This window comes from Spirosoma lacussanchae (genome assembly GCF_005870035.1).
GTDB classification, from domain to species: domain Bacteria; phylum Bacteroidota; class Bacteroidia; order Cytophagales; family Spirosomataceae; genus Spirosoma; species Spirosoma lacussanchae.
Genome location: NZ_SWJG01000001.1, coordinates 2,347,107 through 2,368,345, shown reverse-complemented (window position 1 = coordinate 2,368,345; position 21,239 = coordinate 2,347,107). Strand labels below are relative to the sequence as shown.

Sequence of the window (21,239 nt, the reverse complement as noted above, 5' to 3'; positions counted from 1 at the left end):
GGTGGAGGTAAATACTGTGACCGATGGCGGTACGGCCTGATGAACCATACCGGGTATTACTTGCCAAATAGGCCAACAAATACAGCCGAAATCTATTTTGCTGTCGAGAAATTCCTTACTTTTGCGGTCTGAATTCAGGAACTGACTAAAAAATACAGGTATACCGTCATGGCAATTACAGAACTAAAGCGCAAAGGCCGGAAGAACCGGGCTATTGCCAATAACAAAACCAACGCCATCAAACAACTGCTGCGTAAGCCAACGATTAAGAACGTTGACATCGAAGCAATCAAGGCATCGTTTGCTGAGAAGAAAGCCTAAGGCTCTTTTCGCGTACGGAATCAGACCTCATCCCGACCGGATGAGGTTTTTCGTTTTTTGTTACCCCCCCGCTGATCCCGTTTCTTCAGTTCACGGCGCACAAACCGGCGGTAGTCCAGCTGCACCCGAAAGCGAACCGCCTGCCCGAACAACGACAACCCGCCATTGACCAGGATGAGTCCGTATGCGCCCCACAAAAACCACTGTCGGAAGGGCGCGCCGGTATGTTTAGCGTAACCGGCTTCGCTAACCACGCACAGCCCGGCTCCGATTAACGCCAGACTAATTGGAGCCAGCAGTAACCATTTTGTTCGGGTGGTCATCCGGTTGACTAACCGACGACCCGGTGGTGGGGGGATTTTAGCCATGTATATACGTCTCAATCGCAGGGGTAAATCTACAACGGAGAGTCATTTATTTTGTTAACATTGGCTTAACATCTTAGGAGGGGTACTCGATCGATGCGCCGGTCTCCCTAAAGTCCCTGGGCTCCCGAAGTCGCTTCCAGCCTTCGCTCAGAAACCCGATGCCGTAACCGGTCAACTGCACAAAAGCTGCCAGTACACTTAAGGTGCCTACCTGAATGCTCTTCTGCTGCCGAGAGCCGTCTATGAAAATAAGCAGGGAGAACAGCACCAGTACCCCAACCGCCAGCCCGAACAGAACCGGGCTGACCAAGGCCCATACCGGTATTGACGCCAGAAACAGAGTAAACAAAGCCGGAAACGTATGAACCAGCTTCAGCTCGGCTGGGTAATAGCGGGAGATATTGATCCGGGCGCGGCCAAAAAACCGAAGTTGCCGAAAAAACTGCCCGAAACTCGTACGCCGTTTGTGATAAATAAATGCCTCAGGGATCAGACCGGTCGAAAATCCAGATTCAATAATCCGAATGGCGAATTCGATGTCCTCACCCATCCGACTCAGCCGATACCCCCCGGTCTTCTCCCAGACCTGCCGCGACAGACCCATGTTGAAACTGCGGGGGTGAAAGGTACCTCCCAGATTTTTTTTGCTTCCCCGAATGCCTCCGGTGGTAAACGGGGAGGTCATCGAGTAACTGATCGCCTTCTGGATTGGGGTAAAATCGGGGTGAGCCGCATCCGGACCACCGTAGGCATCCAATAATGGCTTCCCCGACGGGGTCTGGCTGGCCTGTAACCGCTCATTCACTACCGAGAAATAATGGGGAGGAATCAGCGCGTCAGAATCGAATATAACGAAATAGTCACCGGTAGCCCGTTCAAACCCGTAGTTTCGGGTAAACCCCTGTCCGGAATTTGGTTTACAATAATACCGCACGCTCAGCCGCTCGGCGAAGTCGGCTACCACCCCATCGGCTTTAGTTAGCGAGCCGTCTTCAATGACCAGCACCTCAAAGTGGGTATACGTCTGCTTCGTTAAGCTTTCGAGCAGCTCCCGTAACTCATCGGGTCGGTTGAAAATGGGAATGATAACGGAAAAAAACATATCGGTTCAGGCTGGTGGGCAACTGAGTGGCCCTCCGGTTCGGGGCCACTCAGTTGCCCATTAGGCGTTCGTCAGGGCGACGGTCAGACTTTCTTCGTTGGCCTGGATTACCTGATCGATCAGCTCGTCGGTCAGCGCTACCGATACAAACAGGCTTTCGAACTGCGACGGGGCCAGATAAACCCCCCGTTCGAGCATAGCGTGAAAATACCGGCCAAACAACGGCAGGTCACACGTTTTGGCATCGGCGAAGTTTGACACCGACCGCTCAGTCATGAATAGGGTGAACATGGAGCCGATCTGGTTGATGGTAAACGGCAAGCCGAGCCTGGTCAGGCTGTTGCTGAAACCGGTATGAAGTTTGGCACCAATCTCCTCCAGCCGCGAATAGACCCCGGGATTATCGTTCAGATGACGCAGCATGGCCAGCCCGGCCGACATGGCAATCGGGTTGCCGGACAGGGTACCGGCCTGGTAGACCGGTCCGGCTGGCGATACCATATCCATGATCTCCCGTCGGCCTCCGTAGGCGCCTACCGGCATCCCCCCCCCGATTATTTTACCCATCGTTGTCAGGTCAGGGGTAATACCAAACCGCTCCTGGGCTCCACCCCTGGCGAGCCGAAATCCCGTCATCACCTCATCAAAAATCAGTACGACCCGGTGTTTGTCGCAGAGCGAGCGGATGCCTTCCAGAAACCCGGGTTCGGGCAGCACACATCCCATGTTGCCGACCACAGGCTCCAGAATCAGGGCCGCTACCTGGTTGTGGTTGTTCTCGAGCAGGCCCTCAACAGCGGCCAGATCATTATAGGGCGCGGTCAACGTGTCGGCGGCCGTGGCTTTGGTGACCCCCGGCGAATCGGGCACGCCCATGGTCATGGCGCCACTGCCGGCCGCGATCAGAAACGAATCGCCGTGGCCGTGGTAGCAGCCTTCAAACTTGATGATCTTGTCGCGGCCGGTAAACCCACGCGCTACCCGAATGGCGGCCATGGTCGCTTCCGTTCCGGAGTTGACCATTCTTACTTTCTCAACCGACGGAACCATACTGATGATCAGTTCGGCCATTTCTACCTCTTTCCGGGTAGGTGCGCCAAAGGAGAACGAGTGCTGTATGGCATCACGAACGGCTTTTTCAACGGGTTCAAACGCGTGGCCAAGTATCATAGGTCCCCAGGAGTTGATCAGCTCGATGTACGACCGACCGTCTTCGTCGTAGATATAGGGGCCTTTAGCCGACTTAATGAAGAGAGGATTTCCGCCTACCGCCCGAAACGCGCGAACGGGCGAGTTTACCCCACCAGGTATCAATTCTTTAGCCTTCTCGAACAGTTGTTGACTCGTTGTCATATCACTAGCTAGGTAAACGCAGGTAGACGGCCGGTAGCCCAGGATACGCCTGAGCGGGGGCTACTACTAATTCATTTTTACAAACCGACCGCCCTCGTACCGGACGATTGGAACGATCTGGTTATCATTGCTTCTACTATAATCAAAACCCGACAGCAGATAATCATCCGTATCCGAGCGCAGGGCAGACCGGTTCCGGATTTGCCCGCCATTACGGGCTAGCTGACGCCCAAAAAACAACATCATGTCATACCCCTGGCTGGCAAATACCGAGGGAATGGTATTCCGGCTGGCCAGATAATCGGCCCCGAAATTACTCACTATGTCGCGGCTGGTATCGATAAAATCAGGATACAGCAGGTACAGGCTCCGGCGGGTAAAGGTAGAGAGGGTGTTGCGGTAATAATCGAATGCTGCGGATGTGGCAATGAGAGAACCGGACACCCGTCGGCGGGATAGCGCATCGAGCAGCTTCGGCCCATCTTCATCGTTACTGCTGGCCAAAAACACATGATTCAGCGATACAGTCGGCTGGCTGGCCGGTGTGCTGGACGAACTGGACGAAGGGCGGGCCGACACCGACGCATTGGCCGATAACATGAGGCTGGCCATTGTCTGCGCTGAACCAGCTACCCGCTGAAAATCAACAACCTGATAGTTTTGCCGTTTCAGTTCATCCCGGTACGAAGCTGCCAGTAACGAATCTTTCCGGGCGGTACCGAAATAGATGGCCACCCGGCGGGTCCCCGTTTCAGTAGCGGGCCGACCGGGCTGTCGGATGAAGTCGGCCACCTGCTGAGCCTGACTCGTCAGCGACGGCTGCACCAGAAAAGACATAGGCTGGTTGGCAATCAACTCACTACTGGTCGCTATGGGATTGAGCAGTACGATGTTGTTCTGATTGGCGTAAGCCGATGCAATCCGGTTCGGCTCGGCATAGAGGGGGCCAACGATCAGATCCGTTTGGGAAAAGGCCGGACTGTTGACCAGTTCCAGCGTCTTGTTGGCGTCGTTCTCAATATCGTAGGCGAGGAGATTAATTGTTATGCCTTCTTCCTGCAGTTTCTCCTTCGCCAGCTTGATGCCATTGTACAGATCGAATACGTACTGATTGGAGCGCAACCGCTTGCCCGCATCGAACTCATCGAGTCGGAAAGGCAGCATAACGGCTACGTTAAAATATCCTTTGGACCGCGTTGAACGGGTCGTGGCGGAGGGCGTAGCCGACGAGGCTGGCCGGTTGGCAACAGGTGCTGTGGGCTGAGCAGACGGAACGGCCGGTAAGCCAAAGCGGTTTGTCAGCCGGTCCGACAACTCCAGATCGTCCTTATCGGTAGAGGTTCGCTGGATCATGGCAATCAGGTTCAGGGCAATGGTCCTGTTTTCCGGAAACTCTCGATGCATCTGCTTTAACCGGTTCAGGTCGGTAATCCGACCCAAAAAATACTGTTCCAAATTGCTGGCATCGGCCCGTAGGCCGGGATCGCCAATCCGCTGCAGGTTGGTCAACCCTTCTTCATACTGACCAGTTTCCATGGCGATGGCAGCCAGCAGATACTGGGCGTCATCGATCTTGCGCCAATCTGGGAATCGGCTCGTGAGCTGCTTCAGCATCAGCCGGCTTTGATTGAAGTCACGCTGTCGAAACGCGGCTATCGACCAGTAGTAATGGGCGTAAGGGGCCAAGGGGCCTCCCCGCTGTATGATGGCGCTGAGTTCCGATTTAGCCTGGTTGTACTCGCCCCGCTGCAGTTGGCTAACGGCTGCTTTGTAGCGCTTCTGCAGGTCGGGAGGAATCTGCGCCATGGCCGTGCAGCCGGGTAGGAGCCCGATCAGGCCAACCAGCCCTAGTATAAGCCAACGGAATTTTGGGTTCATAGTCGTGGCAGCTATCAACGGAATACGGTCGAATGAAGGGGCTTACGCCAAAATCATCCGACCGTATTCTGCCGATCTCGACGTTTACTTTTTCTGTTTTGCTTTACGCTGAGCCTCTTCAGCCTGTTTCCGGGCCTCTTCGGCAGCGGCCAGCTGTTTTTGAAGCAGCGCCTGGAAACCACCCGGTTTCTTGCCCTGACCAGCGGCATTCTTCTTCCGGTTCTCGTCCAGTACCGCCTTGATTTTCGTTTCGTCAACAAACCGGCGAATGAGCTGTTGCTGGGCAATGGTCACTACGTTCGATACGAAATAGTAGAACGTCAGACCCGCCGGATACGAATTCAGCACGAACATGAACATCAGCGGGAACACGTAGCTAAGCGCCTTCATGTTGACCGGGCCCGGTTGGGTAGGTGTTGTCTGGTTGTTGTAGTAGGCGTAGGCGATCGATGAGGCAGTCATCAGCACCGTGAACAGACTCAGGTGACTGCCAATAAACGGAATGGCCGGGAACGTAACGAATGCGTCGTAGGTCGAAAGGTCGCCCGCCCACAGAAACGGCTTCTGACGCAGCTCAATCAGGTTCGGAAACAGCATGAACAACGCAAACAGAATCGGCATCGTAGCCAGCACCGGTACACACCCGCTCAGCGGACTGACACCCACCTCCTGATACAGCTTCATCTGCTCAGATTGCTGTTTGGCCATATCGTCACCCACCCGTTCCTTAATAGCCTCAATCTCGGGTGCCAGCACCCGCATTTTGGCCATACTGACGTAAGAACGGTAGGTTAACGGTGTTAGAATGAGTTTTACAAACACAACCAGGGCAATAATTAGCAACCCGTAGTTCGAGATGAATTTCTCCAGCAGGTTAAATACCGGCACGAAGAAATACTTGTTAATGGGCTTCAGTACGGAGTACCCCAGATAGACGTTCTGGTCGAATTCGGGGGCTACCGTACCCAGTAGCTGGAAGTCATTAGGACCATAATAGAATGAATATTGCCCTTTACCGGCTTTTACATCGGCCATGGGCAGGGTTACGTCAGCCACCGCCGTTTTAACCACGCTCTTGTCGTCAGGATTGACGAGCGTCTGGAAACTGGCTTTGGGCATGGGCGCGTTGCGAGCTACAAAACCAGCCAGAAAATACTTGTGCTTGATCGTGAACCACTGAACGGGCTGATCGACCGTTACGTCCTGATTGCTGGTGCCTTCTGCCAGTTTCTCGAAGCTTTCGTCCGCCGTCAGGTAGTTGATCGTGGCCGACTGGACATTGTTAGCCAGATCGTTTTCGTACTGCTGCATCCGGTCCTGCCAGTAAAACCGGATGTTATCGTTAGTCACTGAGCTACCCAGCCCATTCAGTTTTAGGTCGTACGAGATCACGTAGCCTTCAGTCGGTACGGTATATACCTGTTCAACGGATTGACCCGGAGCCACCTCAGCCGTGAAACGGATGGTTTGAGCCTGACCGCCAACGCTGCTGTTCTGGGCCGACGTTTTAAAATACAGACGGTGCAGGTCTACCGGTCCGCGGTTGGTAGGCAGCTCGAGCCGCGTCTGGCTGTTACGGCCGTCAACCAGGACCAGCGGTTTCTGATCAAAAGTCTTGTAGTTTTTCAGTATGACTTCCTTCACCCGGCCACCAACTGTGCTGAAGGTAACTTTCATGTCTTTATTCTCCACAACGACATCGCGGGTCTCTCCCGTGGCGACAGTGGCGAAATCGCCGAAGCGGGCGCGGGCCGTGGCGGAGTCAAGCGAAGGGCGAGCAGCGGATGAAGCCGTTGATGAGGTGCCGGAGGCAGTGGTAGGCGGGGTGGTTTGTGTTGTCTGAGCCGGTTTTTTGCCGGACTGAGCCGCATCGGGTGCGGGTTTTGGCACCAGCAGCTGATAACCGACCAGCATGGCCATTATCAGAACGATACCAATAAGTTGATTGCGATCCATTTTAGAAGTTTTCCGCTTCCGGATTGCGGTTTACAGTCGAAAACTACCCGCCCGGCATACCGGACTGATCGTAAAACTGTAAACCACAAACCAAAAACTATTTTGCGCAAAAATACGCCAATCTACCCGCTTAATCAACCGCGTCGACGGTTTCTACCGCCCTCGATTCAGCAGCGGTAGAATCGGCCGTACCAGCGGTACGTTTTTGCTGACTGTAGGTCAGGGCGGCCCGTACAAAATGGACAAACAGCGGATGCGGATTCATGACCGTACTTTTTAGCTCGGGGTGAAACTGAACCCCAACGAACCACGGATGACTGGCCAGTTCAACAATTTCGACCAGCCCCGTATCCGGGTTGATACCCGTTGGCCGCAGGCCGGCCCGTTCAAACTGGTCCAGATAATCGTTGTTGAACTCGTACCGATGCCGGTGCCGTTCGCTGATCTGGGTTTTTCCGTAAATCTGGTGGGCCAGCGAATCGCGCTTAAGCTTACAGGTGTAGGCACCCAGCCGCATGGTACCGCCTTTGTCGGTGATTTCTTTCTGCTCGGCCATCATGCTGATGACCGGGGTAGCGGTATGCGGCTCCATCTCCGTAGAGTGTGCGTCGGCAAGCCCCATGACGTTACGGGCGTACTCGATAACGGCCATCTGCATACCCAGGCATATACCCAGGAACGGAATCCCGTTTTCCCGCACGTAACGAACGGCATTGATCTTGCCTTCGATACCACGCTCGCCAAAGCCGGGGGCTACCAGCACCGCATCCAGCTCGCGCAGCGCGTCGGCGCAATGGTGTTCATCGACCAGGGTTTCTGACTGAATCCACTCCAGCTTCACCTTGCACTCGTTCTGCGCTCCGGCATGAATAAAGGATTCTGCTATTGATTTATAGGCATCTTTCAGCTCGATGTATTTTCCCACCAGACCGATCCGAACTTCGTAGCCGGGGTTCTTGAGCCGCCCCAGAAAACTCTTCCAAGCGTCCAGATCGGCATCTTTGTCGTTGTACAGATCGAGCATGTAGAGCGCCCGCTGGTCGAGCCGTTCTTTCTGCATCAGCAGCGGCACATCGTAAATCGTTTCGGCGTCGATAGCTTCGATAACCGAGCTAACCTGTACGTTGCAGAAGAGCGCAATCTTCCGCCGGATGTCCTGCGGCAGCGGGTGTTCCGTGCGGCAAACGATGATGTCGGGCTGTACTCCGTTCTCGAGCAGCATCCGAACCGAATGCTGGGTTGGTTTGGTCTTCAGCTCGCCAGCCGACTGCAGATACGGTACGAGAGTCAGGTGAATGACGAGCGTATCGTGTTCGCCCAGCTCAAACTTCAACTGACGAACGGCCTCCACAAACGGTAACGACTCAATGTCGCCCACGCAGCCGCCAATTTCGGTGATGATGATATCGTACTCGCCCGTGTCGCCCAGCAACCGGATATTACGCTTGATTTCATCGGTGATGTGGGGAACGACCTGCACGGTCTTACCCAGAAAATCGCCCCGGCGTTCGCGGGTGATCACGTTGTTGTAGATCCGGCCGGTGGTGATGTTGTTAGCCTGCGACGTGGGTCGATTCAGGAACCGCTCGTAGTGGCCGAGGTCGAGGTCCGTTTCGGCCCCGTCGTCGGTTACGTAGCATTCTCCATGTTCGTACGGATTGAGCGTACCCGGATCAATATTGATATACGGATCGAACTTCTGGATGGTTACTGTAAGCCCGCGCGATTGCAGCAGTTTGGCAAGTGAAGAAGCGATAATGCCCTTGCCGAGCGATGACGTCACCCCGCCTGTGACGAAAATATATTTTGCGGATTTGGGTCCCGTAGCCGCCATGATTGAAACCTTGTTTGGTCGTTACGGGATATAAAGGTACGACAAAAAAGGGGCATTGGGTGGATCACAACCGGAAAAAAATCAAGGGAACGCCGTAAGCGGTTGGTGATCAGTTACTGGCCCCACCCACTTTTTTTTAGTTACTCTACAGCATCGCGGCTGGCTCTCCCGATCGGCCCAACACCCCCCTTCGTCGGGTTACGTTTACGGGCCTTGCTTAACCGCCTGAGGCAAAACTTTCAAATACGGTCATACCTCCATCAATAAAGATACTGGCTCCTGTAATATAATCTGACAGATCCGAAGCCAGAAAAACGGCCAGATTCCCGATATCCTGCGGTTGCCCAATCCGGTTATACGGAATAAGGCCCATTAGGGAATTATAGGCCTGCGGGGTGGCCCAGGCATCGCGGTTGATGGGGGTCTGTATGGCACCGGGGCAGATACTGTTCACCCGAATCTGGCGGTCGCCGTATTCCTGCGCCAGCGACTGCATCAACATTTTAATGGCTCCTTTCGATGCGGCATAGTTGACATGACCGGCCCAGGGAATCAGCTCATGCACCGAACTCATACAGATGATTTTTCCCGTAGCGGCCGACACCTCCGGCCGGGGACCGCGACGCAGAAACTCCCGGATGGCTGCGCGGGCACATAGGAACTGCCCCGTCAGGTTCACGTCGATAACCGTGTTCCACTGCTCCAGGGTGAGTTCGTGAAAGGCGGCATCCCGCTGCAGACCGGCGTTGTTGACCAGTATATCGACCGTGCCGTATCGGGTGATCACCTCGGCAAACATGGCCTCTACCTCGGCTTCTTTACTGACATCGCACTGGGCGATCATACCGCTCCCCCCGGCACTGGTGATTTCGTCCAGGACTGCCTGAGCGGCCGGCTGGCTTTTCGATGAGGAATAGTTGACAACAACCGTAGCGCCAGCCTGAGCCAGAGATTTGGCCACCCCTGTACCAATGCCGCTGCTTGCGCCTGTGACAACCGCAATCTGTCCTTTTAATACGTCCTGCATACTTTACCTGCTTGTTATATTCTTAGTAAGACAATCGGACAGATTTTGTTTTCGATTCGTTTGGCTCCGATTATTGTAATCAAGCGCCGAAGCGGTTCTTTATCAGTCGCTCTGCCCGCTGTCTACGTATCGCTTTTCACCCTTCAGCACCTCCTGCTCATGTTCACTACCAAACGTGTACCGTTCGCCATCGTGTTTCCGTTTGCCTGGCGCGCTGTCTTGCTGTTTTTCGTTTATTCAACGCTGATCTGCTCCCTCTACACCTTTGCTGACTGCACGTTTCTGGCCATTCCATTTGTGCCCGTAGCGACCATCGGTACGGCCGTCGCCTTTTACGTTGGCTTCAAGAACAATTCGTCGTACGATCGTCTGTGGGAGGCCCGCCGGATCTGGGGAAGCCTGACCAACGCGAGCCGCTCCTGGGGTATCATGGTACTCGATTATGTACAAGGAGCCGATGCCGATGACCCACTGCCCCGCCTGGCCCATCGCGACATGATTTACCGGCATTTGGCTTACCTGACCGCAATTCGGGTACAGCTGCGGCAAAAACCCGTCTGGGACCTTCACCACGACCCGGCCCATGAGGTTATTGAGCGCATCAAGGAATTCAAACAATGCAGCCTGGACAAGGAGCTGAGCCGATTCCTGTCCAACGACGAGGTCGAGGCCATTATCAAACACCCTAACCCGGCTACCTACCTGCTTCGACAGCAGTCGGCTCAACTGCGCGACCTGCGCGATCGGGGTTACCTGAGCGACTTCTACCACGTCGACCTGGAGCGGATGCTGGTTGAATTTTACAACCAGCAGGGCGCCTGTGAACGAATTAAGTCGTTTCCGTTTCCCAGGCAGTATGCGTTCTTCAGCTACCTCTTCACCTGGCTGTTTATCCTGGTCCTCCCCTACGGCCTGCTCAGCGAAATGGCCAAATTCAGCGGCTGGCACATCTGGCTGACCGTACCTTTCTTCACCGTTATCGCCTGGATTTTCAACACCATGGAAATTGTGGGAGATACCAGCGAAAACCCCTTCGAAAACAGCATCAATGATATACCCATGACTGCCATATGCCGCAATATCGAGATTGATCTGCGCGACATGCTGGGTGAAACCGAACTCCCGAAACGGGTTCAGGCCGTCAACAACATCCTGATGTAAGGCTCCCTGACGGACTGCGGCACAGGCTCCGATTTATCATCATTTTTATAAAATTGGATTCTTACCATGAAAAATAGCGTGCGGTAACGACGAAATCCAATCTTTTCAAATTATTGGAAAAATGCAAACTACATGCCATTTATAGGGACTTGTTGCACTTTTCCGATAATTGCACTATTCTGTTTATAACGAATTGACTTTTAAGAGGAATCTTCAAAAAACAGGACTTTCTGATGGGTTCGACACTTGCATTTAGCCGCCTGACAGCCACACCTTTGTCACGGTAAAACCAAATTTCAAACCACAATGAAACAGTTCCGTTTATCAATTGCTGTACTGCTATCAGTATGGAGTCTGGCTGGCATGGGAGGTGCAAAAGCTGACACAGGTTCGGGGGTTAGTGGGGTGAAAGTCGTGAAGTCCGAAAGCAAGAAAGTTCGTTTGTATACACAGGCAAGTCTGCCCGTTGATGTCGCTATCATCGACGCCGACGGCAACGTGCTCTACCGCGGTGAAACGAAAGGCCAGAAACAGGCCATGACGTCGTTCAACCTCAACAGCCTTCCCGATGGACAGTATTACATCACGGCCGGTAACAATGCCTGGTGGATGTCGCAGGCGCTGACGATCAAAGGGAATTCGCTGACCATCGACGAGCGCAACATGCAGCAGCTCGCGCAGCCAACCCTGACGGCGTACGAGAAAAATAAAATTGAAGTAAGCTTACCAGCTACCAACGTCGATCATGCGAACGTGGTTATCTACGACGCGCAGAGCAACCCGGTCTATACCGATACGTTTAAAGGATCGGTTCGGCGGTTCGACCTGTCGTCGCTGCCTGCCGGGTCGTACACGTTCGTGGTAGGTCCTGATCAAAAGCAGTTTACCTCGCGGATCGACGTTCGCTAGTTCGTTGCAGCGAGTGATCCAGTACGTAATATCCCAGTACCATTTCACGACTTGATGAGCCGTCTTTTCGGACAGGACGGCTCACCCACTACCAGAACATCCCGCTGCTTTCTGCTGAAAGCAGCGGGATTTTTTTGCACCATCTTTCCGCTATGAGCGTCCCGATCATCCTACCACTTCGGCCGGCGGATTCTCAGGGTCCTTCTTTTTCTGCTGGTTGATGAGCCGTTCGAGTTGGGGAGTCAGGTCGGGTTCGTCGCCACGCAGCCGCATAATGGAAAGTTCTTTCATTTTAGACTCGAATACAATATCGACTTCACGCCCGTACGTATTGGCGGGGGTATAGAGCCAGTCTGCATGCGCTTCGGCGCGGGCCTTTGGGTCTTCATAATCCCGGCGGGAGTTGGAATAATGCACTACCGGCCTAACATCCCAGGTGTCATAGGCCATCAGAAAGGCCTCCTGCTCGGTGAGCCCGTCGGGGTGAAGTGAGTGGTGAAAATAATCGAAGACGATGGGGGTTCCGATCCGCTCATGAACCGGCACCAGGTCCCGAACCGAATACAGACTGGGGCGATCGTCATTCTCGACTGTTAGCCGGGCACGCAGGTTTTCTGACAGGCGGTTGAAATTGGCGCAAAACCGAGCTATGGTGGCTCCTTTATCGCCGTAGGTACCGCCCAGGTGAATGTTGATTTTATTCCAGTGCGATGGCGTCAGCCCCATCAGGTCGAACAAATCGGCATGGTACTCGAGGTCCTTAATCGTGTTGGTCAGTACGCTCCCCTGCCCGGCCAGATGATTAAACGGCCCGGGATGTACCGTTAGCCGAATGAGGCGACTACCAATTTCTTCCAGCGTGGCCCGAATGTCGATGAAGTCGGGTAACTCGGCAATCTTGTATTCCGAGGCCCAGGGAAACAGATCAGACGAGATCCGAAACAGCCGGAATCCGTGCTCCAGGTTCCAGTCAACAATTGTAAGCAGGTCCTGTACGTTTTTTAAAGCCAGTTCCGAGGCATAGGCCAGGCCGCGGCTCTGGAACGTTTTCTTGATCATGCCCCGGTTGGTCATGATTTTGTTGGCCTGTAAATTCAGGTTGATACAGGCGTAACCAACAGTAGGTGATAAATCAATCATAGGTGTAAAACCGGAACATAGGCATCCTGGTTTACTGACCGTTCGTTCAAAAGTCCCGAAAGCCTGCCCACATTCGGCTGCAACCGCTTATTTTTCCAACCTAACGGAGTTTATTCCGATGAAAAAACTATACCTTTTCTGGGTAGGATCGTGTGCACTGCTGCTAACGAGTTGCCTGAACGTAAAATCAGTAAACACGTTCAGCACGGCCACCCAGGCGGGTCTGCAACCCAGCCCAGCCCTGCCCGTGACGTTTGAACGAATCTACCGGTATCGAACCCTGACCGATTCGCTCAGTCGACATCCTTTCAACCGGATTCCCGTTATCGGACTCGATTTTGACAGTGAGGTTGGTCGCGACTCGCTGGCGTCGTACCGCCGGGCCGATAGCCTGACGCTGGCCGGAACAGCGTTACTGGTCAATTATTTCAAAGGAATAGCGGCTTTATCGGCAACCGGCAGTTCGTTTAAACCGGTTCAGCTAAAATCGGCTTCATTTGATGCGTTCATGCAGGGATCGGTGGTCAAACTAACCCCCGAAGAAACCGTTGCGTTTAACCGGGTACTGTCAGTAGTTGGCACCCTGGCTACGAGTGGCTACCGGCAACGTACCCTCAAAGCCCTGCTGGATCAAAGCTATCCGGATGTCAGACAGGTGCTCGGCGTGCTGATCTTCGCCCACGAGCGACTGGCCGATGTTGTGGCCATCAGTCGGGAGCAGCAGTATAACGCGTACAAGAACGGACTGATTCGGGACCCGGCCCTGTCGTATACCCAAAAGCGTGAACTCGCTCAGCAATGGCTACGCACCAGTCAGGAAACAGAACTAAACAGACAGGCCGTTCGTACGCACGTAAAAACGCTCAGCACCATCCGGGCTGGGTATGACCAACTTTACGCCAGCCGCAATCACCTGACCCGGAAAGACCTCGTTTCGACTCTGGGTAATTATGTGGCCACCATCCAACAACTCCGTACTGATCTAGAGCAACTTAGGCCCGTATATGGAAGACTTGTCCCCTGAACAAATCGTTGAGCTCGCTAACGGATACCGGAGCCTCGCCCGGTCGTTGAACGAGTTTCAGGTCAGCCACTGGCCCGACCTTACGGTCGAGCAACACCTGGATCTGAACGCCTATCAAAGTAGTTTATTAAACAGGGCTCAGGATTTGCAGACCCTGGCCGTTCGTCCGGCTTTTCGGGACGCTGCCGAGCTAATTACCCGCATTCAGCAGGCAACCAACGATGCGCAGGCCAGCCTGAAGCGCATTCGGAACCTGACCATTGCCCTGAACATTGGGGCCATTACGGTGGCTTTGGCCTCCTACATTGCCCGGGCTAATCTGCGGGGCATCCAGACGGCCCTGCGCGAGCTGGGCGACCTGTTGAGTATGAGCGAAGAAACCACCTGACAACAAAACGGCCTGTTGCCGGAGAGCAAAATACTCCGGCAACAGGCCGCTACCACTGGTACGGATACATTACAGAATCAGCCCCGAAGCCGATTTCACCCCGACCAGTTCAACCTCAAATACGAGATCCTGGCCCGCCAGCGGGTGGTTTGCATCGAGCGTCACGCTGGTATCCGTCAAATCGCGTACGATGACGGGAATAGGACGTGGATTACCGTCTTCGTGCATATTCAGGGTCATGCCTAACTCGAGCGGGATATCATCGGGAATATCGGAGCGATTCAGCGTAAAAATCATCTCTTCATTAGCCGGGCCATAGGCGTCTTCCACCGGGATATTGATGGTTTTCTTTTCGCCCTGGCTCATGCCCGCCACGCCATCATCGAAGCCTTTGATGACCTGGCCACTACCGACCGTAAATTCAAGGGGGGTGCGGCCTGCCGACGAATCGAAAATCGTACCATCGGTCAGGGTGCCGGTATAATGCACCTGAACGGTGTCGCCGGATTTTGCTTGTGCCATAATTGGGTTGGTTTTGTAAAAGCAGCCGCAAACCTACCGAAACTTCCGGCAGGCCGTTAGCTATACGCTAATTTTTGACCAACTCGTTATAGCGGCCAAAAGTTCAGCCTGGGTAGATTGGGTATGGTCTTCGTTGTACCAGCGCTGGGCCCGCTCTACGGCTTCAGAAAGGGGTAACTGCTCGGTTTTCCAGGTTTGCATATGGGCCTGAAGCCCGGCTGGCCGTGGGCCCCAGGTACCAATTTCTTCGTACGCGGGCCGGGCGAGTGGTATTTCGTGCAGGCAGATCAGCTTGGGAATCGAGCGCCCCCCGTTTGTCAGGTAATCATTCATCAGCCCTGGATTTTTATCCCGCAGCAGAAACCGAAGATGTATCCGATCAGACTCCCCCGCGATCCGGTGTAATACGGGTACGAGCTGAGCAGCATCCCCACACCATGACTCAGTCAGGACCAACCATATCCACGGCTCGGAAAGCTGGGCCAACGCGGTTTTCAGCTCATCGGACACTACCGTCAGTCTGTTCAGGCGACTCATGCGATGCAGATTCAGCTTAGTATACCCCAGGATTTCGGGGGTGTTGTAATGGGGGTCATCGGAGGTGGTTCGACCCTGGGCAAACAGGTCGGTCGATAGCTGGACATACTGCTCATACGTCAAAGCTGATGCGATCAGTTCGGACGTAATGAGCGGAGAAGCGATTTGCATATAATCAACGAATTTGTTTTCAAGAGCAACAGCCGGGTGGCCTGATTTCGTTCAGGATTACCGATGGGGTCAACAATCGACGGTAGTCCTCCCGGTCATGTCAGTGGCTACGAGCTATTCATACACGCAAAATGGGCCGGCAACCAGTAGCCACCGACCCATCCTGACGACCCGCTAAGGGGCTGTTTGTTAGTATGCCCGGGCAAACACGACCCGGCCGGCCGATGGTTTACCGGAGAAGATACATACGCCTGCTTCGGGTTCCTGATCGAAAGGAATGCAGCGAATTGTGGCTTTTGTAGCCTCTTTGATGGCTTCTTCGGTCTCCGATGTACCATCCCAGTGCGCCAGGATGAAGCCACCTTTCTCGATTTGCTCCTGAAAGTCAGCAAATGTGTCGACCCGGAAGGTGTTTTCCTGCCGGAAGCGGCTGGCTTTGTTATAGATGGTCTGCTGAATGTCCTCCAGCAGCGCCTGAATGCGTTCGGTCAGTCCTTCGAAGGGTACAGTTTCCTTGGTTTTGAGATCCCGACGGGCCATTTCTATAGTCCCATTTTCCAGGTCACGGCCACCCATGGCCAACCGAACCGGCACGCCACGAAGCTCATACTCGGCAAATTTCCAGCCGGGCTTGTTGGCATCCGAGTCGTCATATTTGACCGATATACCCGCCTTACGCAGCTCGGCAACCAGCGGTTTCAGTTTGGCCGACAGGGCGTCCAGCTGCTCGTCGGTGCGGTAGATCGGCACAATGACCACCTGAATGGGCGCGAGTTTGGGTGGCAGAACCAGGCCATCGTCATCGGAATGGGCCATGATCAAGGCTCCCATCAGACGCGTCGATACCCCCCATGACGTACCCCATACATAATCCAGCTGGTTCTGTTTGTTCAGGAACTGCACGTCGAACGCTTTGGCAAAGTTCTGCCCCAGGAAGTGCGAGGTGCCCGCCTGCAGGGCTTTGCCATCCTGCATCATGGCCTCGATACACAGGGTATCTTCGGCGCCGGCAAACCGCTCGTTCGGGGTTTTATGCCCTTTCACCACCGGCAGCGCCATCCACTCTTCAGCAAACCGGGCATATACATCAAGCATCTGCCGGGTTTCGGCCTGGGCTTCGTCGGCAGTGGCATGAGCGGTATGCCCTTCCTGCCAGAGAAATTCGGCCGTGCGCAGAAAGATCCGCGTCCGCATTTCCCAGCGCACGACATTGGCCCACTGGTTGATGAGCAAGGGCAGATCCCGATAACTCTGAATCCAGTTTTTGTAGGTACTCCAGATCACCGTTTCTGAGGTGGGCCGTACGATCAGCTCCTCTTCCAGTTTTGCCTCCGGATCGACGATCACGCCCGAGCCATCTTCGGCGTTCTTCAGCCGGTAATGGGTCACTACAGCGCACTCTTTGGCGAATCCTTCAACGTGACTGGCTTCTTTGCTCAGGTAGGATTTTGGGATAAACAATGGGAAGTATGCATTCTGGTGGCCGGTTTCCTTAAACATATCATCCAGCGCCCGCTGCATCTTTTCCCAGATGGAAAAGCCATAGGGTTTGATCACCATACAGCCCCGTACGGCTGAGTTTTCGGCCAGATCGGCCTTCTTGATCAGTTCATTATACCACTCAGAATAATTCTCACTACGGGAAGGAATTGCTTTTGCCATGACGGGAGGGGATTTCGGCCGGTAATTTTCTACCCACAGCTATTCAGAACCGGGTGGTTAAACGCTGCTGATGGAAGACCCGTGCCGAAACCTTAATACTTTTTTTGAATACGGTTTAAACCCTTCGATTCTAATTAGAATCTAATGAATGAAAAGTTGCAAATATAGGTTTTTATCCTATTTTTGTAATCAAACGATCCACATCCGTGTTATGTGCATACGGCGGTTGGTCCGACAGGTTTTACTACGAAAATTCCCTTGCCAAATGAACAAACAACGCATATACAGCTATCTCACGCTGGCCGTGCTGATGGGTTTCTGGAGCTGTTCATCCAGCCGCCAGACAGCCCAGAACACCGGCGAAGTGGATGACTTGTACGGCAATTCTGCCAACGCAGTGGTGTACGCCGACAATTCGTCCGACGCGTCGTCGGTAGTGCAACGCCCCAGTCGGCAGCAGCAGCGGCAACAACGGTTAGGCCGCAATGACAACCCAGACTACGCCCTGAACGATGAACAGCAGGGCTACAATGCCAATGCGGACGAGTATTACTCAGAGCTAAGCACCCGCAAACTGAATCGGGGCCTTTCGCCGGATCCGGGCTGGAACGACAGCGGCACGAACGCCTATAACTCCGGTTTTGTCAATGGCTACAACGCAGCACAGACCTCGGCGCTGAGCTGGAATCGCTGGGGCTTCAACAACATGGGCTTCTTTAACGGCTTCAACATCGGTTTGGGTGTCGGCGCTTTCGGCTATTCTCCCTGGGGTTTCAACCGATTTGGCTACGGCGGCTTCTACGATCCGTTCTGGGGGAGCTCGATGGCGTATAGCCCGTTCTACTCGCCCTTCGGCTACGGTGGCGGCTTCTACGATCCGTTCTTCAGTCCGTATGGCTTCGGTGGTTTCAACTCCTTCTATGGAGGAGGTTGGGGCGGTGGCTGGGGTCGTCCGGTGTACGTCAACAACGTAACCGTGGTCGGCGCTGATCCATACCGCGTCAACCGTACCTACGGTGCTCGTACAGGCGGCTCATCGGGTCGGTACAACAACGGCTTTGTAAACACCCCGCGCTCGGCAAATGCCAACAACGGCGGTCGGTCGGGTAGCTACAGTGGCTCGGGCAGCAGCCCAGCTTATAGCAACAACACCGGTTCAGGTACGTATGCCGCTCCGCGTCGGAACAGCCGGGGCGCCTACTACTACGACAACGGCTCATCGGTCAGCGGTGGCCGGGCCAGCAGCACCACAACGCCGACCTATAGCAACCGGCCTACCCCTTCGTATAGCGGTAGCGGGTCGAGCAGTGACTACTACGCAGCCCCCCGTCAGAACAGCCGGGGTAGCTACACGCCCCCCAGCAGTTCGGGCTCGGGCAGCTACAGTAGTGGTCGCAGCAGCTACAGCCAGCCTAGCCAGCCTCAACGCACCTACAGCGCGCCCAGCTATCAGAATCAGTCACGTACTTACAGCCAGCCTAGCCAACCCAGCTATTCGGCTCCTGCTCCCTCCTACAGCGGAGGTTCGCGGGGCGGTAGCAGCAGCGGTGGCGGTGGCTACTCCGGTGGCGGAGGGGGCGGTTCGCGCGGCCCACGCTAACAACCGCTTCGTTAATCCATAAAAAAACCCGCCGTTTGCGACAAACGGCGGGTTTTTTCGTTATTAGCAATACTACCGTTAAACATTGCCGGGCGACCCCTGTCAAAGGGCAAAAAACGGATTCACGACAACCACTTCCATGAAGAATAAGCTCTTACTACTCTCAGGAATGCTCCTCGGCGCAGGGGCCTCCTTTGGCCAGACCGGCGATATCTATTCCGGAGAGGCCTTTCGCTTCTCCGAGATTCAGCAAACCGGTACTGCCCGTTTTCGCGGCTTAGGTGGCAACCAGGCCGCCCTTGGTGGCGATGCCAGCTCTTTATTTGGCAACCCGGCTGGCCTGGGATTCTATAACCGCTCCGAGATCAGCATCAGCCCAACGCTCAATCTAAACAGCAGTCAGGCGTCGTTTCTGGGCAGCTCCCTGTCCGAAAATGGAGCCAAATTTTCGGTGGGTCAGCTGGGGTTGATATTTGCCGGGGGCGATAACGGTAACCGGCGGTGGCGCCGGACAACGTTTGGCATAGGGTATCATCAAAATATCAATTACTTCAACCGGTTTACGTTTCAGGGACGCAATAACCGCTCTTCGTTCGTAGATCCTATTATTCTGGATGCCAACGCCCGCAATGTTACGGGTAGCCAGATCGACGCCGAGTACGATCCGAACACGAATCAGGCTACCGACCTGCTGGCAGCTGCCTACCAGTTGTTCCTGGTCAATGGCAGCCCGATTGGCCAGAATGACAGCGGTGCTCCATTCTCCCGGTTCGATGCCAACCGTCCCCGTGATCAGCGCAACACCTTCGAGTCGACCGGGTCGCAGTCTCAGTGGACGTTCGCCTATGCCGGTAACCTGGACGATAAACTCTACCTGGGCGTTAACGTCGGCCTGTCGAGCGTGCGGTACAATTCGGAGAATGTGCTGACGGAGTTCATCGTGAACGGGCAAACGTTTGATAACTACTCCCAGCGGGATCGGCTAACGGTTCGGGGCAATGGCTTTAACCTGTCCGTAGGGGCTATTTATAAACTGACTCCTGAGCTGCAGATAGGCGCTACCGTAGCTACTCCCACGTTCATGAGTATCCGGGAAACATTCAACCAGGGCCTGAGCGTGGTAGCCCGCGACCCAGCCCTGCCGTTGATCGGCAATGCAGTCGATGTGTATCCTAATGATTTTAACTATAGCATTACTTCGCCATTCCGGGCGTCGGGCGGAGCGACGGTGTTTCTGGGAAAAGGTAAAATCGGCTTCCTGACCGCATCAGCGGAATACGTCGGCTATGGTGGCATTCGCGCCAACACGACCGACAATAGCAATGCGCAGGTCAACAGCGACTTCCGGAACGACGTGCGCAACTCGGTACAAACCACCTACCAGAATGTGATTAACTTCCGGGGCGGAGCGGAGTTCCGCGCGGGTCAGTTCCGGATTCGGGGTGGGGCTGCTTACCTACCCGATCCGTACATCTCCCGGCTGGATAATATCGACCGGAGCCGACTGCTGCTCTCGGGTGGCGTGGGCGTTCGCAACGAACGGTTCTTTGCCGATGTTTCGGGCACTTATAACACCTTCAAGTCGGCCTTTACCCCGTATACGCTGCCCAACTCAGCCGATTACGGTTCAGCCCAGATTACGAACAACAATACCAACCTGACCCTATCGGTCGGCACGTTCTTCTAATCCGTTTTGCCCGGGCCTAAAAAAAGGAGTCAGATCTGATCTGACTCCTTTTTTTAGGCCCGGATAAGCCTGGTTACAGCCAGGCCCCCACCTGCATTAATACTTTTTCGGCCGTAGTTTCGCCGGTCACAATGAGTGTGGCCTGCCGATAAAATAGTAACCGATCCTGATAGCGCTGCTGCAGGGTTGTCAGCAGTTCGGGATCGTTGGGCCGATATAATGGCCGGTCATCGGTATTGTGGGCCAGCATCCGCCGTACCAGCGTCTCTACGGGCACATCCAAAAACACAGACAAACCGGTAGCGTTGATATACGCCATGTTATCGTGAAAGCACGGCATACCGCCCCCCGTCGACACAACCAGGCTCTGCCCCGGGCGTATGGTGCGCAATACACGCCGTTCAGCCTCCCGAAAATACGCTTCGCCATCCGTCGCAAAAATGTCGGCAATAGACCGGCCCTCCTCCCGGACAATCATTTTGTCGGTGTCAACGAAGCGACAGCGCAACGCGTCGGCCATACGCTTACCCACCGTACTCTTGCCCGACGATGGCATACCAATCAGGAAAATATTCTTCATGTCTCAGGATGACAATGAG

Annotated in this window: 19 protein-coding genes; 7 read left to right on the top strand and 12 right to left on the bottom strand. The window is 54.4% G+C overall.

Annotated features, from left to right (window positions below):
• The first annotated feature begins 168 nt into the window (after positions 1–168).
• Complete coding sequence (locus FBR45_RS26340) at positions 169–321, top strand: hypothetical protein (protein WP_165358882.1); 153 nt, start codon at positions 169–171, stop codon at positions 319–321.
• A 20-nt stretch (positions 322–341) separates the two neighbouring features.
• On the opposite strand, the gene FBR45_RS09805 is transcribed toward FBR45_RS26340, so the two are convergent.
• From FBR45_RS09805 to FBR45_RS09775, 7 genes are all read right to left on the bottom strand, one after another.
• Positions 342–689: a hypothetical protein gene (locus FBR45_RS09805; protein ID WP_138501566.1), complete on the bottom strand. Its 348-nt coding sequence runs from the start codon at positions 687–689 to the stop codon at positions 342–344.
• A gap of 73 nt (positions 690–762) precedes the next feature.
• The gene (locus tag FBR45_RS09800) at positions 763–1,791 is read right to left on the bottom strand and encodes a glycosyltransferase (protein ID WP_138501565.1); all 1,029 of its coding nucleotides are present in this window, start codon (positions 1,789–1,791) and stop codon (positions 763–765) included.
• Positions 1,792–1,851: 60 nt separating this feature from the next.
• On the bottom strand, positions 1,852–3,144 hold the full coding sequence (gene hemL, locus FBR45_RS09795) for a glutamate-1-semialdehyde 2,1-aminomutase (RefSeq protein WP_138501564.1): 1,293 nt from the start codon (positions 3,142–3,144) through the stop codon (positions 1,852–1,854).
• Positions 3,145–3,210: 66 nt separating this feature from the next.
• A complete protein-coding gene (locus FBR45_RS09790; protein WP_138501563.1) occupies positions 3,211–5,022 on the bottom strand; it encodes an ABC transporter substrate-binding protein in 1,812 nt (603 codons plus the stop codon).
• An 84-nt stretch (positions 5,023–5,106) separates the two neighbouring features.
• Positions 5,107–6,978, bottom strand: coding sequence for a membrane protein insertase YidC (gene yidC / locus FBR45_RS09785; RefSeq protein WP_138501562.1), 1,872 nt, complete (start codon positions 6,976–6,978; stop codon positions 5,107–5,109).
• A gap of 130 nt (positions 6,979–7,108) precedes the next feature.
• On the bottom strand, positions 7,109–8,812 hold the full coding sequence (locus FBR45_RS09780) for a CTP synthase (RefSeq protein WP_138501561.1): 1,704 nt from the start codon (positions 8,810–8,812) through the stop codon (positions 7,109–7,111).
• A 217-nt stretch (positions 8,813–9,029) separates the two neighbouring features.
• Positions 9,030–9,839 (bottom strand): SDR family oxidoreductase, encoded by an 810-nt coding sequence (locus FBR45_RS09775; RefSeq protein WP_138501560.1) that lies wholly within the window; start codon positions 9,837–9,839, stop codon positions 9,030–9,032.
• Between the two features lie 159 nt (positions 9,840–9,998).
• Between FBR45_RS09775 and FBR45_RS09770 the strand changes: the two genes are divergently transcribed.
• Positions 9,999–11,000 carry a bestrophin family protein gene (locus tag FBR45_RS09770; RefSeq protein WP_138501559.1) on the top strand — a complete coding sequence of 334 codons (1,002 nt, stop codon included), beginning with the start codon at positions 9,999–10,001 and terminating at the stop codon, positions 10,998–11,000.
• A gap of 306 nt (positions 11,001–11,306) precedes the next feature.
• Positions 11,307–11,909: a T9SS type A sorting domain-containing protein gene (locus tag FBR45_RS09765; protein ID WP_138501557.1), complete on the top strand. Its 603-nt coding sequence runs from the start codon at positions 11,307–11,309 to the stop codon at positions 11,907–11,909.
• A 165-nt stretch (positions 11,910–12,074) separates the two neighbouring features.
• Here the strand turns inward: FBR45_RS09765 and uvsE are convergent, their stop codons facing one another.
• A complete protein-coding gene (gene uvsE, locus FBR45_RS09760) occupies positions 12,075–13,049 on the bottom strand; it encodes a UV DNA damage repair endonuclease UvsE (RefSeq protein WP_138501555.1) in 975 nt (324 codons plus the stop codon).
• A gap of 118 nt (positions 13,050–13,167) precedes the next feature.
• Between uvsE and FBR45_RS09755 the strand changes: the two genes are divergently transcribed.
• Together FBR45_RS09755 and FBR45_RS09750 are read left to right on the top strand one after the other, a co-directional pair.
• Complete coding sequence (locus FBR45_RS09755) at positions 13,168–14,073, top strand: hypothetical protein (RefSeq protein WP_138501553.1); 906 nt, start codon at positions 13,168–13,170, stop codon at positions 14,071–14,073.
• The gene (locus FBR45_RS09750) at positions 14,054–14,461 is read left to right on the top strand and encodes a hypothetical protein (protein WP_138501551.1); all 408 of its coding nucleotides are present in this window, start codon (positions 14,054–14,056) and stop codon (positions 14,459–14,461) included. Before FBR45_RS09755 ends, FBR45_RS09750 begins: the two co-directional genes overlap by 20 nt.
• Positions 14,462–14,530: 69 nt before the next feature.
• Here FBR45_RS09750 and FBR45_RS09745 read toward each other — a convergent pair whose 3' ends face one another.
• The 3 genes from FBR45_RS09745 to proS form a co-directional block, all read right to left on the bottom strand.
• Positions 14,531–14,983: an FKBP-type peptidyl-prolyl cis-trans isomerase gene (locus FBR45_RS09745; protein ID WP_138501549.1), complete on the bottom strand. Its 453-nt coding sequence runs from the start codon at positions 14,981–14,983 to the stop codon at positions 14,531–14,533.
• Positions 14,984–15,043: 60 nt separating this feature from the next.
• Positions 15,044–15,691, bottom strand: coding sequence for a thioredoxin family protein (locus FBR45_RS09740; protein ID WP_138501547.1), 648 nt, complete (start codon positions 15,689–15,691; stop codon positions 15,044–15,046).
• A gap of 189 nt (positions 15,692–15,880) precedes the next feature.
• Positions 15,881–17,353 (bottom strand): proline--tRNA ligase, encoded by a 1,473-nt coding sequence (gene proS / locus FBR45_RS09735; protein ID WP_138501545.1) that lies wholly within the window; start codon positions 17,351–17,353, stop codon positions 15,881–15,883.
• 265 nt (positions 17,354–17,618) lie between these two features.
• Here proS and FBR45_RS09730 point away from each other — a divergent pair, with 265 nt between their 5' ends.
• Both FBR45_RS09730 and FBR45_RS09725 read left to right on the top strand, forming a co-directional pair.
• On the top strand, positions 17,619–18,953 hold the full coding sequence (locus FBR45_RS09730) for a hypothetical protein (RefSeq protein ID WP_138501543.1): 1,335 nt from the start codon (positions 17,619–17,621) through the stop codon (positions 18,951–18,953).
• 139 nt (positions 18,954–19,092) lie between these two features.
• Positions 19,093–20,640, top strand: a complete 1,548-nt coding sequence (locus tag FBR45_RS09725; RefSeq protein ID WP_138501542.1) for a hypothetical protein — start codon at positions 19,093–19,095, stop codon at positions 20,638–20,640.
• A gap of 73 nt (positions 20,641–20,713) precedes the next feature.
• Here the strand turns inward: FBR45_RS09725 and FBR45_RS09720 are convergent, their stop codons facing one another.
• Positions 20,714–21,220, bottom strand: coding sequence for a shikimate kinase (locus FBR45_RS09720; protein ID WP_138501540.1), 507 nt, complete (start codon positions 21,218–21,220; stop codon positions 20,714–20,716).
• Between the last annotated feature and the right edge of the window lie 19 nt (positions 21,221–21,239).

Bases quoted from the DNA above. Each gene is read 5' to 3' on its own strand.
- FBR45_RS26340 (WP_165358882.1), top strand. From the start codon at position 169: ATGGCAATTACAGAACTAAAGCGCAAAGGCCGGAAGAACCGGGCTATT.
- FBR45_RS09805 (WP_138501566.1), bottom strand. From the start codon at position 689: ATGGCTAAAATCCCCCCACCACCGGGTCGTCGGTTAGTCAACCGGATG.
- FBR45_RS09800 (WP_138501565.1), bottom strand. From the start codon at position 1,791: ATGTTTTTTTCCGTTATCATTCCCATTTTCAACCGACCCGATGAGTTA.
- hemL (WP_138501564.1), bottom strand. From the start codon at position 3,144: ATGACAACGAGTCAACAACTGTTCGAGAAGGCTAAAGAATTGATACCT.
- FBR45_RS09790 (WP_138501563.1), bottom strand. From the start codon at position 5,022: ATGAACCCAAAATTCCGTTGGCTTATACTAGGGCTGGTTGGCCTGATC.
- yidC (WP_138501562.1), bottom strand. From the start codon at position 6,978: ATGGATCGCAATCAACTTATTGGTATCGTTCTGATAATGGCCATGCTG.
- FBR45_RS09780 (WP_138501561.1), bottom strand. From the start codon at position 8,812: ATGGCGGCTACGGGACCCAAATCCGCAAAATATATTTTCGTCACAGGC.
- FBR45_RS09775 (WP_138501560.1), bottom strand. From the start codon at position 9,839: ATGCAGGACGTATTAAAAGGACAGATTGCGGTTGTCACAGGCGCAAGC.
- FBR45_RS09770 (WP_138501559.1), top strand. From the start codon at position 9,999: ATGTTCACTACCAAACGTGTACCGTTCGCCATCGTGTTTCCGTTTGCC.
- FBR45_RS09765 (WP_138501557.1), top strand. From the start codon at position 11,307: ATGAAACAGTTCCGTTTATCAATTGCTGTACTGCTATCAGTATGGAGT.
- uvsE (WP_138501555.1), bottom strand. From the start codon at position 13,049: ATGATTGATTTATCACCTACTGTTGGTTACGCCTGTATCAACCTGAAT.
- FBR45_RS09755 (WP_138501553.1), top strand. From the start codon at position 13,168: ATGAAAAAACTATACCTTTTCTGGGTAGGATCGTGTGCACTGCTGCTA.
- FBR45_RS09750 (WP_138501551.1), top strand. From the start codon at position 14,054: ATGGAAGACTTGTCCCCTGAACAAATCGTTGAGCTCGCTAACGGATAC.
- FBR45_RS09745 (WP_138501549.1), bottom strand. From the start codon at position 14,983: ATGGCACAAGCAAAATCCGGCGACACCGTTCAGGTGCATTATACCGGC.
- FBR45_RS09740 (WP_138501547.1), bottom strand. From the start codon at position 15,691: ATGCAAATCGCTTCTCCGCTCATTACGTCCGAACTGATCGCATCAGCT.
- proS (WP_138501545.1), bottom strand. From the start codon at position 17,353: ATGGCAAAAGCAATTCCTTCCCGTAGTGAGAATTATTCTGAGTGGTAT.
- FBR45_RS09730 (WP_138501543.1), top strand. From the start codon at position 17,619: ATGAACAAACAACGCATATACAGCTATCTCACGCTGGCCGTGCTGATG.
- FBR45_RS09725 (WP_138501542.1), top strand. From the start codon at position 19,093: ATGAAGAATAAGCTCTTACTACTCTCAGGAATGCTCCTCGGCGCAGGG.
- FBR45_RS09720 (WP_138501540.1), bottom strand. From the start codon at position 21,220: ATGAAGAATATTTTCCTGATTGGTATGCCATCGTCGGGCAAGAGTACG.